This is a genomic window from Burkholderia lata (assembly GCF_000012945.1).
Taxonomy (GTDB): Bacteria; Pseudomonadota; Gammaproteobacteria; order Burkholderiales; family Burkholderiaceae; genus Burkholderia; species Burkholderia lata.
This window is the reverse complement of the sequence record NC_007509.1, coordinates 648,511-666,399: the sequence shown is the minus strand read 5'-3', so window position 1 is coordinate 666,399 and position 17,889 is coordinate 648,511. Positions and strand designations below refer to the sequence as shown.

The following is a 17,889-nucleotide window of genomic DNA, read 5'->3' as shown; positions in this document are numbered from 1 at the left end:
TTCTCGCGCCGTTGACGCGATGGGATCGCGGCTGCGGCCCCATCGCCAGCCTGAGCTGGCCAGTTCGTCAAGTCACCGGCGGTGCGTGCCCGTGATCTGCCAAACCCCGAGCGTCGTCGTATTCCCGCGAAATATCCTTGTTCGTATAGTCCCCGAGCTTCGACGCGGCGACCACGCTCAGTACCGCACACGCCAGCACGTACACCGCGATCGCGTACCCCGAGTGGTAGTAGGCAAACAGCGCCGTTGCGATCAGCGGTGCCGGGCCACCGGCAATGACCGACGCGAGCTGATAACCCATCGACGCGCCGCTATACCGCAGCCGCCCGGTGAACGACTCGGCGATCAGTGCAGCCTGCGGTCCGTACATCATTGAATGCGGGACCAGCGACAACACGATCGCTGCGAAGATCCATACTGGATTCCGGCTATCGACCATCGCGAAGTAGACGAATCCGAATACACCGACGGCAGCCGCGCCGATCATGTACATCCGCCGCCGCCCGATCAGGTCCGACACGTGCCCGAACAGCGGAATGGTGAAGAACTCGACCACGGATGCGACCAGCACTGCCGCCAGCAACAATTCGCGCGTAACGCCCAGCGCCGTGATCCCGTAAGTGAACACGAACGCCGTATAGATATAGAACGGCGCCTGTTCGGCCATCCGCGCAAACGCCGACAGCACGATATCCCTCGGCTGCTTGCGCAGCACTTCGAGCATCGGCGTCTTCTCGATCCGACGCTCGGCCAGCAGCTTCGCGAAGATCGGCGTCTCGAGAATATTCAGACGGATATAGAGCCCGATCGCCACCAGCACGATGCTGAGGAAAAACGGTACGCGCCAGCCCCACGTCAGGAAAGCGCTGCCGGAAAACCAGCTCATGGCCAGTACGGCAAGGTTGGCGAGAAACAATCCCGCTGGCACGCCGAACTGCGGCCACGACGCGACGAAACCGCGATGCGCATTGGTGCGCGCCCACTCCATCGACATCAGGACCGAGCCGCCCCATTCGCCGCCCACGCCGACGCCCTGGATGAAGCGCAGTACCGTGAGGATGACGGCACCCCAGATGCCGATCGTGGCGTAGGTCGGAACGAAGGCGACGGCGAAGGTGGCGAGCCCCATCAGCAACAGGGTCACGATCAGTGTGGCCTTGCGTCCGATGCGGTCGCCGTAATGGCCGAAGATCGCTGCGCCGACCGGCCGCGCGACGAAGCCGACGGCGTAGATCAGGAACGCCTGTAGCGTACCGACGAGTGGGTGGGATTGCGGGAAATACAGCTTTGCGAAGACCAGGCCGGTGACCGTGCTGTAGAGGAAGAAGTCATACCATTCGATCGTGGTGCCAATCGTGCTGGCGATGACGGCGCGGCGCAACTGGCGCCGGGCTTCCTCGTCGGAGAGGGGCGTGGCCGCGGATTGCATGGCAGCCATTTTGATATCCCCCGAGAAAGGGCGATAGAGAAATCAACCATACGCCCCGCGACAGGTTCCGGCAAGCGCGAGCTGCGCATGGCTCCCTCGGCGCGCAGGCCTTTTGGTCAGCGATCCTTATATATCAGAATATGATATTTATCCGTCATTCGCCGCTGTAGCGATGAGGTTGGCGTGAGGTTCGAACCGGCCACACGCAGATGCGCTGATCGAGAGTATCGCGGGAAATTCGACGACCGTACCTGAGCGCGTTACGGCTCGCGCTGCGCGACCGTCAGCGCACGACGTCGAACCGGCTGATCTGCATGCGCAACACGCGCGCGAGGGTGACCGCCGCAGACATTCAGACAATCGTCGATAGCGAGCGTGAAGCCATCGCAGTGCTGCAAAAGTCAGTCGAAAAACAAGGGCAAGCGGCTACGCGCTACGAGGTGAGTAGCGGTGGACCAACCAGGACGGTCACCTTTTACGCGTCTTTCAGCCAGGGCATTTCCACGGGAGACACGACCAGTTGCCGGAATTCGCGTTTCAGATCGAAGATGAACCCGACCAGGATCATCGAGTCGGCGTAAGGAATCGGAAAGACATGCGGATTTTCCGGCGTACGCAGGGGGCGCTCGGGGCTGTCCGCCGTCGCCGCGGCGTTCTCGCGAACGCTTTCCAGCTCGTCGGCCATGGCCACGCCGCTGATTTTCAGCACACGGCTGCGCAGGTCGCTGTAGGGCTCGATGCGCGGAGCGTCTTCGTGGTATTCGGGCACTTCGTAAACGAACCAGGACATTTTCGTCTCCTGTGAGAGGGGGGCGCTATTCTAACGCTGCGCGAGGATCCACCGAAAATCGGCCATGTGGGCGCTGGCCGCGATCGCTGCGAGGCCGGCATCATGTGCCGACAGGTCGTCACCGACGCACGTGGCAGCCCACCGCAACCTGTATAGAATGGCGCGGAATGTCCGCCGTCGCGGATCGACGGCACCTCCCCACGCACCGGCATGCGACTGATCATCCCCTTGCGTTTTTCCCTTTGGAAACGGGCAGCCGTGCTGTTTGCCGCCGACGCGTTGCTGATGACCGTCGCGCTATGGATCACCGGCCGTATCGACAATGCCGGCACGATCGATCTGCAGACCGGCAATTTCGCGCTGTTCGTCGCGCGTCTGCTCGCGATGCTGTTGTACGCATCGCTCGTGTGGGCGTGGATCATGCGACCCGCCCGCCACAATCTCGAGTACTTCCCAAGCGTCGATAATCGCGACCGCGTGCTGGGCGCGTGGTTCGTCCTGCTCCTGTGCGGCACGCTGTTCGCGCTGGCGCTGCTTTGCTTCGACACGTCAACCGTCAATCGCATGAAGGAGCGCTCGAGCCAGACGCGCAGCGTGCTGGCACGCGAGTTCGACTGGCAGGCGGAAACCGGCGGAGGGAAGGGCATTCCGCGACACCGATATACCGCGACCGGCCTCCTGTTTCCGGACGCAGCAAACCGGGGCATCGAGCGCGTGCGTCGCCCCGGCGGCCGGTTCGGCGGCGGCACGACCTGTTTCGTCGAACACGTCGGCTGGCTCGGTTATGGCTGGATCAGCGACGTGCAACCTTGCGATCGCCCGGTCGAACACATCCGGATAGTGCGCTTGAACGACGTCGAGGTCGATCGCGGCGAGAAACGAGGATCGCAATGCGTCGACGATCCGGGCGCTCCGGCAAGCGAACCGAGGCACGATCCGTCTCAATGCCCGCCCGTCGTCGACGAGGACGGACAGTGGCGCGTGACGGCCGGCGCGTCGGTCGTTCTGCCGCTGCCTTCTGATTACTGGATCGCACCGAGGGTCGTGTCGGTGTCACCGGACGGAAATCGGATCCTGGTCGGCGATGTCGAACTGCCGAGCCAGCTTTTTCTATGGACGCGCCGCTCGGGAACATGGGTCGCATTGCAGCTGCCGGAAGCCGGCCGGCCGCCGCCATCGGATACCTACGTGCTCACCGACGACGCGCAAACGATCCTGGATTGCCCACGCGGTTCGGCCGGTGAATGCGAGCGATGGGTCATCGTGCAGCGGGACATTCAGTGACACCGGCGACCGGACTGCTGACGCGCCAGTCAATGGTGTGGTCCATCAATGCGGCAGCGATGATTTGCCGCCGCCAACGTCGCGACAACCCAACTTAGCCAAGCGTGAATTTCAACGTGCCCAGGCTACCGACTTCGACCACGCCATCGCTATTGACGAAGGAGCGCGTCCCTTCGGCAACGATTGTGTTGTTGGTCAAATAAGCGCCGTTCCAGCTATCGACAATGTTGTAGGGACGTTGGTCGGGGCGCTGGCTGCCACCGAAGCTGATATTGAATGGCGCGACGCCGTCCTTGCCTTGGGCCTTGCTGAACACCCAGCCATAGTGTCCGACGTTGCCTTCGGAAGTGAACGCACCGATCGGGCTATAGTTGGTGGTATAGACGCCAGCGATGACGCCATTGGATGGATCGGCGGACGTGATTTTGAATGTGAAATTCTTGTCCGACGAGGTATAGGTGCCGGTGAGAGGTACGTTTGCCATGGCGATCTCCATTTTTTATGGATTTGAAGGATGCAGTCGAGCGCGTCGGTCGCGCACCTGCCAAAGCAATATAGGCGTCGAATACCGTGGATACACCCTGTAAAGCCTGACAGGGATGAAAATCAAAGACGCGTATTTTCCGAGTAAATATCCATACAGATGAATGCCGGTGGCATTTGCACCCTTTCACAGCGCCACAGGCGTTGCATCTGGCTGTATAAAAGTCAGCTCAATTTCACATTCTCGATCATGCCTTCCACGTCATTTCGAGAGCCAGCACGTCTTGATGTTTGCTGCGATCGTGGGGAGGTTCGGGGACGGTACGTCGTCGAGAGCGGCTTTTGATAGCACCATGCCTGTGAACGCATCCAGGGACGGCATATCGTTCAGCCAATTCCGCGTGGCGGCCCCAATTTTTCGCGCGATGCCGTTACATCTATGAAATTTCATGATTTCGCAAAGTATTCAAAATTCCTCGTCTTTACGTTTTCAGAGATGAGTATAAGTTTTTTTAAAATTAATTAAATTCTTCATTCGAATTCTTAACATCTGGCGCCGATTGATTGACATTAATGCAGCCAGAAACGTTTACATATGCCCAATGTCATACCCCGATCCATATATTCACCTGCCAGTTATTTAAAAATATCCAGGGTTATGGTTGATTTTGCTACTTCTGCTTCCTCGTTTTGACCGTTACGCAGTGTCGAAGATCGGTGCTTGAACGGGCAGAGCGCTCACGGTGGATTCCTACGCTTTTGCAGACCGACGGCCAGGTTTGTCTGCGGGCTTTGCGGTTTGCCGACGTCGCACCGGATCCGCGATCACATGCTCCACATCGGCCTGCGTGATCTCGCATTGATTCTTCCTGCCCGGCCGGCTCGGCCTCGTTTCGATGGGTTCGCGTCGAGTCACCTCGATGCGTTCGAGACGGAGCTTTACTTATTCGGCTGTTATCGCGCTGCACCTGAAGGGCTTGCGCGACGGGCAGCACATGACTCAAGCGCTTGTGCTCAACAACGGCACCTTGATGCGTCGAAGTCGCTGAAGGTCGATCCGGTCCGCATGAAGTGCAGCATCGTCAATCGGCTCGTCGCGTCGTCCACATACGCCAGCAGCGTACAGGCCGGCGCCCGATCCTCGAACCACCGATGGTCGCTGCCGTCGATCCGGGGATGGACATCCAGGGGCCCCTTGTTGTGCCGCACAATAAATTCCGCTATCATGTTCGCCCCCCACAAGCTACGCATACGGATTTTGGGCGGGGCGTCCCGGCCTCGACTATCTGTGCGTATCGCGATTCCGTTCGCATCCCGGCAGGCAACCTATTCTGGCGTCATGCTCGCGACGATCGTTGGCTCATCTGCTGAGGAGCATGTATTGGCAATTTCTGATCGGAACGATTCCACCTCCCCGGAAGTCACGGCCACGGCAAAAGCCGGCCGCCGTGCGTCGAAGGGTAAGGCCCAGGCTCAGGCCCTGACACCGACGGACATCGCGTCCTTGGCGCGCCAGAATGAGGAACGCCAGCGCCAGATGCGCGCGTTGATCGCGCTCGGTCGCGAGCGCGGCTATCTCACCCACGCGGACATCAACGATCACCTGCCGGACAACTTTGCCCAAACGGCGGCGATGGACACCATCGTCAGCACGTTCAGCGACATGGGCGTGGCGGTGTACGAACAAGCGCCGGACGCCGAAGCGCTCCTGCTCACCGAAGCTGCGCCGGCCGTGGCATCCGACGATCAGGCGGACGAGGAGGCGGAAGCTGCGTTATCGACTGTCGATTCCGAATTCGGCCGCACCACGGATCCGGTTCGGATGTACATGCGTGAAATGGGGGCCAGCGAACTGCTGACCCGCGCCGGTGAAATCGAGGTCGCGAAACGGATCGAAGACGGTCTGCAGGACATGATTCAAGCGATTGCCGCATGTCCGTCGATCGTGTCCACCATTCTCGCCGATGTCGACCGCATCGTAGCCGGCGAACTGCGCATAGACGAACTGGTCGATGGCATCAGTGTCGACACCGATGAAAGCGAAATGACGCCGGAGTCCCAGGAAGAGGAGGCGGAAGTGCTCGCCGCCGATGACGATTCGGACGAAGACGACGTCGAAACGGACGCCGGGGATTCGGAGAAGGTGAACGCGGCACGCCTCGAAGAACTCACGAACGACAGTCTCGTGATTTTCGCGCGCGTGCGTGCACTGTTCGAGCAGTTGCCGGATGTGCCTGTCACTGGCGAAGCCCGTTCCGCAGCCGCCGCGCAGGTGCGCGCGGCGATCCAGCGTGAACTCGCGCCGATCCGCTTTACCGCCAAGACCATCGACCGCCTTTGCGAGATCGTGCATGGGCAAGTGACTGAGGTTCGCGCGATCGAGCGCAGCGTTCTGGCGATTGCCGTCGACCGTTGCGGCATGCCGCGCGACGCGTTTGTCGAGTCGTTCCCGGGCCACGAGACCGACCTCGATTGGACGAGCCGCACGGCGGCAACCTCGCAGCAGTTTGGCGCGGCGCTCGAGCGACATCAACCGGCGATTCAGGCGGCGCAGCAGAAACTCGTCGACATCGAGTCCCGGGTCTCGTTGCCGCTCCAGCAGCTCAAGCAGATCAACCGCCAGATGAGCGCCGCGGAACTGAAAATGCGGCAGGCCAAGCGCGAGATGATCGAGGCGAACCTTCGCCTTGTCATTTCAATCGCCAAGAAATACGTGAACCGCGGCATGCAGTTCCTGGATTTGATCCAGGAGGGCAATATCGGCCTGATGAAGGCCGTGGACAAGTTCGAATACCGGCGCGGCTGGAAGTTCTCGACCTACGCGACCTGGTGGGTCCGGCAGGCTGTCACGCGTGCGCTCGCCGATCAGGCGCGGACCATTCGCGTGCCGGTCCACATGATCGAGACGATCAACAAGCTGAACCGGATATCGCGCGAGATCTTGCAACAGACAGGGCAGGAAGCGCATCCCGCAGTGCTGGCAAAGCGCATGGAGATGTCCGAGGAGAAAGTGCGCAGTATCCTCAAGATCGCCAAGCAACCTGTCTCGCTCGAAACCCCGGTAGGTGACGACGCCGACGCAACGCTCGGCGACATGATCGAGGATGTCTCGGCGAGTTCACCGGCCGAGGCGGCGATTCACGCGAACATGCGCGCGGCGATCGACGAGGCACTCAACGGGTTGTCGCCGCGCGAGGCCAAGGTTCTGCGGATGCGATTCGGGCTTGACACGAACTCCGATCACACGCTTGAAGAGGTTGGCAAGCAGTTCGACGTGACTCGCGAGCGAATCCGTCAGATTGAGAGCAAGGCGATGCGCAAGCTGATGCATCCCAGCCGTGCAGACAAGCTCAGGCCCTTTCTTGAGCGCTGAGGCAAGCCGGGCGTCGTAACCGTTCGACGCCCGGTTCCAGATTTGAAGCGATCACGTGCCGGCCTGATCGCTGTCGTGACCGGGCGTATTCGCTGTAGGGAAAACTGACAGCGGCTTGATGCTGGCGGCCGGCTTCACTCGCTGCGTTGCCTTCCGCGAGCGCCTTCCCGTCGCGGCGGTGGAAGCAAATCGGATTCGCGGACGACGGAGAATGGCATCTCTCCGCATTCAATGTCGCCTCGCAGGTGTGAGCGGCTCGCGAGTGGTACCGGGTATATTCAGCGGGTTCTTATCCTCACGGTATCCGTTCAATGGAATCAAGCCGCAAGACAGTGGGCGTCGTCGCGCCCGCAGGTGTGCCCGATCCGCAAGGAATCGAGCGCGGCATCGCGCTCGTCGAAAGCTGGGGCTTCAAGGTCACGACGGGCGCACATCTCGGCAGCCGGTACCGCTATTTCGCCGGTACCGCCGAGGAGCGCACGGACGATCTGCGGCGCGCCTTGATGGATCCGTCAATCGATATCGTCTGGCTCGCGCGAGGGGGATTCGGTTGCGCGCATCTGCTCGAGCACCTGCCCGACGAGATCGCGACGCCGAAGACGATCATCGGTTTTTCCGACGCGACGTCGCTATTCTGCGCGCTTGCAGACCGGCCCGGCGTGCGCTTGTTGCATGGTCCGACATTCCACAGCCTGGCGACCAAGGTCGACGACGCGACGCGTGCCGACATGCGCGCCGTGCTGACCGGTGGCGAACGCGCCCCGCTAAGCCTGCGGCATTTGTCCGGCGCCTCGGGTGCGGTGCGGGGACGTCTGTGCGGCGGCAACGTGACGGTGCTCGCGAGCGTTGCTGGTACACGCTGGTCGCTTCGCTCACGCGACGCGATCGTGCTGCTGGAGGACGTGACGGAATTCGGCTACCGGCTCGACCGCAGCCTGACGCAACTGCGCCTGAGCGGCGCGTTCGACGGGGCCCGCGCGTTCGTGCTCGGGCAATTCACGCGCTGCCCGATCCCGGACGGCGCGGATTTCACGCTCGAGCAGATGCTTGTCGACGTGCTGGGCGGCTTCGGCCTGCCGATCTACTCGGGTCTGCCGATCGGACATGAACACCGCAACATCACTTGGCAATACGGCAACCAGGCTGCCATCGAGAACAGCGCGATCCGGTTCGTCGAGTAGCATCGAATTGAAGGCATGAAGATGGAGTTGCTGGACTTCATGACTCCAACGAGACTGCCGTATGCCAATAGAACCTTAGTGCAACGCAGATAAGTACCATCTACGGAGCTCAGTGTTGCGCCGAAATGGCCGATCCACGGCTTAGGACGCAACACATTCCAAATGCACCAGCGTAGAAAAAATTGATCATAATCATTATGTAAAATTATCGAGGCACCACAAAACAACAGCGTCCGCAATTCCTGGTTGAAAGTTCTCCACCTATCTTGGGTCTGGGCTATTCGCAGCATCTGCCAAGTGCAGCGCCGTACGAACTCGTCCGTCTGAATATCCAGTGTTGGCTCTCTGCCGGCCTCGTCTTGCGCAGTACCAGCCTGATGAGCGTCGAGGCCGCTCGTCGGTCCGGAAGTGTCCTCGGGTCGCGATGATCCTGCACAACTGCGAGTTGATGTTCTCGATGGCGTTCGGCGTGGATATAGGTGTCCACCTCACAAAATGAGGTCGACACCTATGCTCCTCGCTCAGTACATCGTTGGATAGACACCGATGCGGCACCGCTTACGGTCAATTCCCGTTGAACATCAACACTACTTGGCGTCGTACGCAGCAACCCACTGGAAGCCGAGACCGGTTATCCCGCTCACGAGGCTCTGCAAATCCTGCAGGCCGGGCGTGCCGAGATCGGGCTCAAGCCAGAATGGATGGAAGAAGAAGGATGCGAAACCATCCCGGACCGTCAGTGCGTACTGCGCATTCGTGTAGAGATCCTGCCACGTGTATGCCAGACACGAGGACGGATCGATACTGCATATGTTGTATTCGATGTTTCCGAGGTTCTCAGGCAGCACCCGTTGCCCGTAATAGTCGCTGTTGATGATATACGGGAAGAACTGGCCAACCGAAAAATCGTGATTCGGTGCGGTCGAATTCAGGTTCGGCCGATCTGACGTGTAGTAGACGGCCCGCTGGTAGGTTGTCTTGAATAGCGGCGGAACGGCCTTGATGGAAAGGGGCGAAGACTGGTAATGCGGCGCCTCCCACGCAAACGGAACATAGCCATTCGACGAAAATTCCTGCAGGCCCGCGCTCAGACGCGCCGAAGCCCACTGTGTCGAATCTTCGTCCACGGGGCGGTTCTGCGTGGCAAGCCAGAACTCATAGTCATTGCCGCTCACCGCGTTGACAATATTCGGCGTTGAATTGTACTGATGCGTGTAGCCGTGCATCAGGACCTTGCCGCCTCGGGCCAGCGCGTAATTGAGCGATTGCTTCAGACCGGTCGCCTGCGCGAGGTGTACTGTCAGCGGCACGCCGTTGTTATAGGCGCCAAGCGGGTCTTCGTACCGCGGAATGGTCGCGATGGAAAACGGTATGCGCTTTGAATACATGTAGTCGGTCAGCGTCTTCATCGACGACGTGGTCGTGAACGCGTTGACGTCTTCAAGACGCACCATCGCGCGATGCAGCACCGGCTGGTTGGTCCCGAGAATGTCATGCAGCAGGTCACAAATCACCAGGTACCGGTCGCGTGGCCCGATGTACGAAAACGGCATGTCGGCGAAGTACCAGAAATTGCCCGCGCGCATGACGTACGGCGCCTGCGCACCCGTCTGGCTGTTCTTGATGGTGACAAGGACATTGGCCTTTGTCGCATCGGACACCGCAGTGACACCAATGTCCGGATCCGCGCTAACCACGCCGGTGCTGGCGTTGAACGCATAGTACTTGACCATGCTCATGTTCTTGTAAAGCACCGTGTCGAAGAAGTTCGGGTTCGGGTTGCTGCTCGTTGGCGTGTTGGCCAGTCCACTTATCCCGGTGAAAGTGAATCCATAGCGGGCCGTGAAGTTGTACGAGGGATCCCATGCGACTTCCCACAGGTTGTTCTTGAACCAGACCACCGTCTTTGACGTCTTGACGACGTCAGCGAGAAAAGCGGATGGAATGGTGTTGTTGTAGTAGTCCCCGAGATAGAAAGTCGCCTGATACTTTTCGACCGTTCCGGCCGTATAGCTGTCGACGGGCGCAAGCGTGACATTGGTGTTGAAATGGCCAAGCAGGTTGCGCAGCATTATCGCGTACGCCAGACCGAGTTTCGAGTACGCGTCGTTTGGCGGGGCATCATAGAGCACCAGGACTTTCGCCGTGGTGGTCTGCGCGAACATGGACGACGGTACCGGGGCAAATACGACCCCGAGCACCAGCACCCACGCGAGAACGAGCTTCTTCATGGTGATCTCCTCCGCGCCTAGTCGCGCTGAAAGTTGCCGTTGCTCAGACGATGTTTGCCTTCCTTGAAGTTCGGTCCCCTGCCATGCTCGCGCTCGGCATGGCGTTTCCCCTCCTCCGGCACGCCGGGCATGATTTCGGTCGCTACAACCGCGCGTGGTGGAGGTGTCACGCGCGCGTGTGGGGCCGAAGCACTCGGGATTCCGGCGCTCCAGACAGTACCCGTCAATGCAATCGCGGACGAAATCGCGGCACACGCCGCAGTAACCTTGAGCGAGGCTTTCATTGGAGAACTCCTTTCACTGACCTCTGGCTGAGAACTGGGGTGTGCGATTGGGAAAAGCGCCTCGTGCGCACCTTGAGCGTCAGGCAGACGCGCACCGAAGGGGTATGCGTGCCTGATACAACCTCATACGAATAGCGCCACGCATCGTTGCTCGCCTGACGAATGAACCGTCGGTTGCATCGGTCACATCGACCCGAGTGTGAAGACCACCGCTACACGTCGAAAGAGCCGACCACTGAGACGGATGTCGAAAGTGCAGCCGCAGGCTCGCTGATCGCTACGTCGGTCACGCATGCATTAACGGTGCCAGTCTCCGTCCCGTCGAAGCGGCCCGGAAACAGTACAAACAGGAGAGCGTTGAAAGATATGAAAACGTTACGTCGACGAAACGTAAGGTGACGGTACGCGGCGGCACCTGCTCCAAAGTTCATCCGTGCCAGTAGCGAAACGAGGGAATTCATCGACACCTGGCGTTCGTTACGCCGGCAGGTGAAGTGAAAAATGATCTGGATCACGAATTTTCAGCCAGGATTCGACTGAATATCCGAACGTTTCGAGCGTGAGACGTCGTGCTGCTGGACAACAACGGCTTGTCTGGCTGGCCCGGCCGCCTCGTCAGATTCACATCGACACGCGCTCGATAGAGGGTGAACCTATTCGAAAGGGCAAGAATTTCGTCGAAGAATGATGTCGGATGATCAAAGCCGATCTTCTGGCTATCGTCGATCGAGTATCGGGATGGCTTTCATCCGAACAAACCAATCCAGGTTAGCCAACTCCCCGTCTCTTCGACAAAGCGTCTCATCGCAAGCGTCGCGTCTTTTCAGCGGACTCAACCGAACCAGTGTCAGATACTCCCCAGGCGTGGCGGTGATCCGGGCCCTCGGAACGCAGATCCTGCTTGCGCGCTGTGTCAACGCAGCACGCAAGCACTGTCCGCTCGAGCACTCAACCGGTTTGCTACACTGCCTGACACTTACCATTCATCGCCCGAATTGCTTCGCGATAGCGCGAAATCGAACGACTTGAAATGAATTGATTCCGGATGCTTGCGATTTCGAAGCCGGCCATGCGCATTCATCCACACCAAAGAATCACAGGGGACACATTGACACGCGATCAATCCGAGCTCGACGCCGCATACAAGGCCTACCTGCGGGACAAATCCGCGAGCACTGGACTTGCACTGAGTCGCGCGCTCAGGCTCTCAGGTCATGCCGAAGAAGCCATACGCGTGGCGAAAGAAATCGCCGATCAGGTCGAGGACCCGTTTCTTCGCGCGCAGGTCGGCATCGACATGAACTATCTCGGCCTTTTTGCGCAGGCCGAGCCTCTGTTGATGCAATCACTCGCGGAACTTCACCACGAACCCGACCGCCGGGTTTTGAAAGTCGAACTCGTGATCGCGCAGTACGCTCAAGGTCGTTTTCGTGAAGCCCATGCGCTGAATCGGCGTTCGCGTGATGCATGGGGGCGAGCCGGTGTCGTTTCAAATATCTACCCGTCCGATACGAGCGAGTACGGACGGATTGTCAACAAGCTGCTCCGGTTCGACGAATCAGCCGCTGGACGGCGTGTGCTCATCCTCCAGGAAGGTGGTCTCGGCGATGTGATCATGTTTTCCCGGTACTTGCACTTGTTACGGGACGAAGGCGCGTCGGCTATCGTTTTGCAGGCACCAGGCATATTGGCTCCGATATTCGCCTCCTATGACTGGGTCACACTTGTCGAGAACGCCAGCGACGCAATTGACCAAAGCGATTGCATCCTCTGCACCTTCGACCTCTTTGCCCGGTATCAGACGACGCCATACTTCCCGAGCTGGACGAACTCATACGTGCAGGCGCCGGCTGGACGGGAAATGACGCCACGTGTCGCCAACATTTTCAACAATCGACGCGATGGTGTTCGCGAGATAGGCTTGATTTGGCGCAGCGGTACGTCGGTGCGTCATGAACCGTATCGATCAATCGCCCTGGAGCAACTTGCGCCATTGTTTGGTGCGCCAGAGTGCCGTTTCCATGCGCTGCAGTTCGGCAAGATCACCGACGAAGAGCATGCACTGCTGGATCAACACGGCATTGGCGTCATTGGCGACGAACTGAACGATCTTGGCGATACAGCCGTCATTCTCAATGCGCTGGATTTATTGATTACGGTGGATACCGGGCCAGCCCACCTCGCTGGAGCACTCGGGAGGCCAGTGTGGCTGTTGCTGTCGGCCGCATGCGATGAGCGCTGGTCCAACACCCATCGCGATACGCCGTGGTACCGGTCCATGCATTTGTATCGGCAACCAGCATTAGGCGACTGGAGCAGCCCGATCTTGGAGATGGCGGATGCATTGTCTGGCAAGGACGTGGCATGGTAGCCAATCCAGGTACGCACATCCGCCAGGCACACGGCACGCCACGCGTCTAAGCGACGTTCGCCACGCCGAGAGCGCATTGATGTTCCGCTTCGACGACGCTTTGTTGCCCGTCAAGCCACTCGACGCAAGCCCCCGCGCTCCGATTCGAGTGCGGCACGCACCGCCTCGGTAACGCTACGCCAGTTACCGGGTGTCGCCTGCCGGAAGACGCGGATGTGCGGATACCAGGGCCCCGTGTCGCCTTGCGCGCCCCACCGCCACTCCGGCGCACCCAGCATGACCCACGCTGGCAGGCCCAGCGAACCAGCCAGGTGTACGGGCGCCGAGCAGATCGAGATGGTCAGATCGAGGGATGCCGCAAATACCGCCGTATCGTAGAGATCGCTCCATTCATCGGATCGATTCAGGATCGACAGCCCGCTACGTGCCGCGAAATCCGGCTCGAGCGGATGTTTCTGAAGCACGAACCAGTCGACGTTTTCAATCTCGGCCAACGGCTGAAGGTCTTCAGGCAAGAGACTGCGGGAGCGCCCCGCAAAATAATTGGGCGACGTGTCCCAGCACAGGCCGATTCGCAACCGCTCGGATGGGCGACTGCGCTCGTTCAGTGCCTTGGCGGCGTCCGGGTCTTTCAGCTTGATATAGCCGTCCCGGTAGGTAGGCACGATCCCGTCACTCGCCCCCAATCTCGCGGGCAGCAGGTTTTCGAAGATCCAGTAATCGTAGTTGCCCCACGTCTCGAGGGGCCAGGCGCTCAACAACTCGTCGACGCCTTCGAGTTCTCGCAGAAGCTGCATCAACTCCGGCTTGACGCAGAGCGTGACGTGGGCGCCCGCCGCCTTCAGGTCTCGGGCGTAACGGGCGTACATCAGGCAATCGCCGAGGCCGAGATGGCTGATCACCAGAATGCGCTTGCCATCAAGAGGCTGTCCGCGCCACAGGCGGTCGTGATAGGTGGTCAATTCACGAGGGCCGCTGCGGAGCGATGCAAGATCCGCGAGCATTTCGTATCGGCGCCATCCGGCCTTTGTGTCACCCAGCAGCAAGAGCAGATTCGCCAGCGGAAAGATGACTTCGCCCCGATAGGGATCGTGTTCGGCGGCACGGTACAGATAGCCGATACCTTCTTCAAAGCGCCCCAGCAAGTAGAGCGAAATACCGCCCTGCACAAGCGCACCGATCTCCGTCGGGTACCTTTCCAGAATGGCGCGTGCGATGTGTACGGCACCTTCGTGATCCTCAATGAATCGATGGCGTGCTCGCAACGCGATGGTCAGATCGCCGAATTCGGCCGCCTTCATCCCATGCCGGCGTGACGTCTCAAAGTCGAGCATCTGGAAACTCGCGTCGGCAAGCATCAGATGCAACTCGGCATTGGACGGAAACGCCGCCAGCCCGTCTTTCAAGCTGGCGATGGCGGCGGCGGGATCGTTCAGGTGATTGAAGCAGAGAAGCGCTCTTTCGCGCCACGGAACGGTCGATTCGGGTGTCGCGGCAATGGCGCGCTCGCAAGCCTCGAGCGCTTTGCCTGCTTGCCCCTGACGCAATAACGCGTCCAGACAGGATTTTAGAGCGACGTCGCTACGAGGATATCGTTCAAACAGGACGTGGAAAAGATCGGCCGCCCGGTCGAACTGTCCGGCAGCCTCCGCCTCGCGCACCTGTGCCGCGACGCCATTGAAGTCCTCATCAAACGACATCCCAATCCCCGATAGCAAGTTATGCAATGAGACAGCACCCATCTGTCCATCATCTTTGTTGCGCATTATCCAGCAGATTCCTTTTCCCCGATATCCGTCGTGCTGGCGCGTCTGGCGTTGTCAATCCGCGACCGCCAGGTCGATCGTGTCCGGCGGCAACCCGCTGGCATATCGCTGCAATAAAAGCAGTGACTGGCCCCTCGCCTCACGGAGCCTTTGCCTGATCGCGCCGAGCCTGCCAGGAGAGCGTGCAAGATCCACTGCGATGGCCCCATACGCATCGATATCCGGCGCAATCAACTCCGGCAACCCGACCGCCGCCAGAAGACTCGCGTCATAGCGGCTGGCAAGCCTGTCGCCCGGAACCGTCAGTACCGGCAATCCGCACCAAAGCGTACAGCTTGCCGTCGCCCCGGCGTTGAATCGGTGATGCTTCGCCGTTGCCATCGGTTCGTTCCACCCGTGCCCCGCTCCGGAACAAGCCCGGTAGATCCGGAAACCGACCAGGGTCATATTTCGTGCCGGAACGGCAACGCGCTGCAGCCATGTCGGCCGCGCAGCCTCTACGCGCGCCAACAACGACTAGGTGCCGGATTTTTATCACGGCACGATATCCCGATGCAGCATAAAAATGCGCTCCAACTCGGGACATTTGTTAAATAGCTTGAATGACCGTCAATAGGCCAATGATTTGCCGTACTATCCGGCCGTCATCCTGGCTAATGCCGAACGCGGTCGATCGACCGTGGGCAACGGCCGTGTTTTTTTATCTTCGGGAGCTCGAGCCGGGCGCCGATTTCATTCGAACGCTAGGACCGATCATGTTTCAGTCCCCCGGAGATTCATTCGTCAACGGTTCGTTGCTGGGCCTGTGCGTCGAGGTTCCGCTTGCTGCGCTCGTTTCGCTGGCGATGCATGGCGTCGACTGGAACGGACAGCGCATTGCGATGCTCATCGCCACACCGGTGCTGATCGCATGCATCGCCCTGCTGACCCGCCCGGTGGCATTCAGCACGGTATGGAAGCACAAGCGCTCGCCGTTCGTGCTCGACGACAATGTGCGCGCATCGATTTACGGGCGGCTCTGCGGAATTGCGATCGGCGTCGTGTTCGGCATCATGGTCGCGACGACGTTCGCCTGATCCGGTCACGCAAGACCTTTCGACGAGGGCCACGCCGCGCGTGACGCCTCGATCACACTGGGGAAACAGCGCTTTCAACATGCGCGTGAACCCTGAATCCCCCTCTCACACGGGGATCTTCTGATTGCCCCCGATCACGTCGTAGCGACCAGCGCGTTGAACGACGTATCCCAGAGCGGCTCGACATTGGCCGGCCCGTCCAGCACACCGATCCGCGCGAACACATCCGCGACCTGCTGATGCTGCGCTACCACGTCGGGCGTCACCGGCAGCAGCGCGTAGTCTTCGCTGCGCTGGTCGAACATCGCGACGAGATCGGCAACCGGCACGCGCGTCTCGCGGTTCTGCACGAGCGCATAGTCGCGGAAATGCCCGTTCGCCCACGCATACGCGCGCCGGAATCGCAGCAGCAGATCGCCCGTCGCCGCGCGACGACGCACATCGTCGAGCGTGCGCGGGTTCGCATAGACCGGAAAGTTGCCCGACAGATAGCCCTTCCCTGTCTTCAGCACGCGCGCACCGTAGCGATTGCGCGCAAGCTGGCCGTTGTAGCCGTAGATCGCCCATGCGTCGATGTCACCGCGATCGTAGGCAGACAAGCCATCGGTCGGCGACAAGTTGATCGGCTGGATGTCGTCGAAGCTCAGGCCCGCCTCCGTGAGCTGGCGATACAGGAAGTAGTGCGACGTCGTCGCACGCACGTACCCGACGCGCTTGCCCTTCAGGTCCGCGATGCTGCGGATCGGCGTATCCTTGCGCGCGAGCGTGACCTGGTTGTTCAGGTCTTCGCGCACGCGGGTGATGAGCCGCACGTTGGCCTTCTGGCGCGCGGCGAACACGGCCGGAATTTCGCTGCCCGAACCGATGTCGAGCGCATCGGCGTTGAGCGCCTCGATGTGCAGCACACCGTTGTTCAGCTCGCGCCAGTCGATCCGGTACGGTGTGTCGGCCAGCCCGGCTGCCTGCAGCAGCGCGCGCCAGCCGCCCTTGTAGGTCGCGACGCGCAACGTGGTGCCGGCGAGATCCGCGTTGACGTCCGGCACCGCGAATGCAGCCTTCGCGGCCCATGGCGCCGCCACGACCGCCGCGCCCGCAAGCAGCAAACGGCGGCGCGCCGCCGAAATTGACGACATCAGGGGCTCCTGTCGGTCGATAAAGCGGGAAGTGAAAGCCGCCGCGTCAATGCAGCACCGGAAATCCGTGGCGTTCGACCAGCAGTTCGAGGATGCGGCGCGCGTCGGTGACGAAGCGTACGTCGCCGAGCGTCTGTGCGTCGTCCGGCGCCGGCTGGTCGCGGCCGAGCACGAGAACCGGCAGCCCCTGGTGGGCATCGTCGAGCGCGTCGATCACCGCGTGCCGCGGCCGCTCGAAGCCGACACGTTTCACGTCGATTCGCCCCGCTCGATCGGGCGCACTCGCCAGCAGCCCCTCGATCGACAGTCCATGCGGACAGACGAAGCGTTGGCCCGGATGCTTCGGATCGGCAAAGCCCGGCTCCAGCAGAAACAGCACATCGCGACTCATGACAAACGGCTCCCGTGTTCGTTGTTCAGCCGGGACAAACGCGCTTGCGCGCCCTTCTGCTCCCGGAGCATGCCGGCCCGAGGCCGGATGCCCGACT

Annotated in this window: 14 protein-coding genes and 1 pseudogene; 5 read left to right on the top strand and 10 right to left on the bottom strand. The window is 60.4% G+C overall.

Going from position 1 to position 17,889, the window contains the following annotated elements; translation table 11 throughout:
• Positions 1–67: 67 nt before the first annotated feature.
• Complete coding sequence (locus BCEP18194_RS02850) at positions 68–1,438, bottom strand: MFS transporter (RefSeq protein ID WP_011349785.1); 1,371 nt, start codon at positions 1,436–1,438, stop codon at positions 68–70.
• A gap of 466 nt (positions 1,439–1,904) precedes the next feature.
• The gene (locus tag BCEP18194_RS02845; RefSeq protein WP_011349784.1) at positions 1,905–2,219 is read right to left on the bottom strand and encodes a hypothetical protein; all 315 of its coding nucleotides are present in this window, start codon (positions 2,217–2,219) and stop codon (positions 1,905–1,907) included.
• A gap of 390 nt (positions 2,220–2,609) precedes the next feature.
• Here BCEP18194_RS02845 and BCEP18194_RS02840 point away from each other — a divergent pair, with 390 nt between their 5' ends.
• The gene (locus tag BCEP18194_RS02840) at positions 2,610–3,503 is read left to right on the top strand and encodes a hypothetical protein (RefSeq protein WP_157687104.1); all 894 of its coding nucleotides are present in this window, start codon (positions 2,610–2,612) and stop codon (positions 3,501–3,503) included.
• Between the two features lie 94 nt (positions 3,504–3,597).
• Here BCEP18194_RS02840 and BCEP18194_RS02835 read toward each other — a convergent pair whose 3' ends face one another.
• Positions 3,598–3,987, bottom strand: coding sequence for a hypothetical protein (locus BCEP18194_RS02835; protein ID WP_011349782.1), 390 nt, complete (start codon positions 3,985–3,987; stop codon positions 3,598–3,600).
• Between the two features lie 1,031 nt (positions 3,988–5,018).
• Positions 5,019–5,159, bottom strand: a pseudogene (locus tag BCEP18194_RS42415) (ISNCY family transposase); the annotation flags it as partial.
• A 166-nt stretch (positions 5,160–5,325) separates the two neighbouring features.
• Between BCEP18194_RS42415 and rpoD the strand changes: the two are divergent.
• Together rpoD and BCEP18194_RS02820 are read left to right on the top strand one after the other, a co-directional pair.
• Positions 5,326–7,359, top strand: a complete 2,034-nt coding sequence (rpoD, locus tag BCEP18194_RS02825) for an RNA polymerase sigma factor RpoD (protein ID WP_011349781.1) — start codon at positions 5,326–5,328, stop codon at positions 7,357–7,359.
• A 311-nt stretch (positions 7,360–7,670) separates the two neighbouring features.
• Positions 7,671–8,540 carry a S66 peptidase family protein gene (locus BCEP18194_RS02820; RefSeq protein ID WP_011349779.1) on the top strand — a complete coding sequence of 290 codons (870 nt, stop codon included), beginning with the start codon at positions 7,671–7,673 and terminating at the stop codon, positions 8,538–8,540.
• Positions 8,541–9,127: 587 nt separating this feature from the next.
• Here BCEP18194_RS02820 and BCEP18194_RS02815 read toward each other — a convergent pair.
• Both BCEP18194_RS02815 and BCEP18194_RS41000 read right to left on the bottom strand, forming a co-directional pair.
• Complete coding sequence (locus tag BCEP18194_RS02815) at positions 9,128–10,771, bottom strand: DUF2334 domain-containing protein (protein ID WP_011349778.1); 1,644 nt, start codon at positions 10,769–10,771, stop codon at positions 9,128–9,130.
• Positions 10,772–10,788: 17 nt separating this feature from the next.
• Positions 10,789–11,055, bottom strand: coding sequence for a hypothetical protein (locus BCEP18194_RS41000; protein ID WP_157687102.1), 267 nt, complete (start codon positions 11,053–11,055; stop codon positions 10,789–10,791).
• A gap of 1,069 nt (positions 11,056–12,124) precedes the next feature.
• On the opposite strand from BCEP18194_RS41000, the gene BCEP18194_RS40995 reads away from it, so the two are divergent.
• Entirely contained in the window at positions 12,125–13,426 is a 1,302-nt protein-coding gene (locus tag BCEP18194_RS40995) for a glycosyltransferase family 9 protein (RefSeq protein ID WP_063712413.1), read from the top strand.
• Between the two features lie 110 nt (positions 13,427–13,536).
• On the opposite strand, the gene BCEP18194_RS02805 is transcribed toward BCEP18194_RS40995, so the two are convergent.
• Together BCEP18194_RS02805 and BCEP18194_RS02800 are read right to left on the bottom strand one after the other, a co-directional pair.
• A complete protein-coding gene (locus BCEP18194_RS02805) occupies positions 13,537–15,192 on the bottom strand; it encodes a tetratricopeptide repeat protein (RefSeq protein WP_011349776.1) in 1,656 nt (551 codons plus the stop codon).
• A 54-nt stretch (positions 15,193–15,246) separates the two neighbouring features.
• Positions 15,247–15,573: a hypothetical protein gene (locus BCEP18194_RS02800; protein WP_244272853.1), complete on the bottom strand. Its 327-nt coding sequence runs from the start codon at positions 15,571–15,573 to the stop codon at positions 15,247–15,249.
• 275 nt (positions 15,574–15,848) lie between these two features.
• Between BCEP18194_RS02800 and BCEP18194_RS02795 the strand changes: the two genes are divergently transcribed.
• Positions 15,849–16,268: a hypothetical protein gene (locus tag BCEP18194_RS02795; RefSeq protein WP_244272851.1), complete on the top strand. Its 420-nt coding sequence runs from the start codon at positions 15,849–15,851 to the stop codon at positions 16,266–16,268.
• Between the two features lie 134 nt (positions 16,269–16,402).
• Here the strand turns inward: BCEP18194_RS02795 and BCEP18194_RS02790 are convergent, their stop codons facing one another.
• Positions 16,403–17,401, bottom strand: coding sequence for an ABC transporter substrate-binding protein (locus BCEP18194_RS02790; RefSeq protein ID WP_011349773.1), 999 nt, complete (start codon positions 17,399–17,401; stop codon positions 16,403–16,405).
• Between the two features lie 46 nt (positions 17,402–17,447).
• Complete coding sequence (locus tag BCEP18194_RS02785; RefSeq protein ID WP_011349772.1) at positions 17,448–17,792, bottom strand: DUF3088 domain-containing protein; 345 nt, start codon at positions 17,790–17,792, stop codon at positions 17,448–17,450.
• Positions 17,793–17,889: the final 97 nt, after the last annotated feature.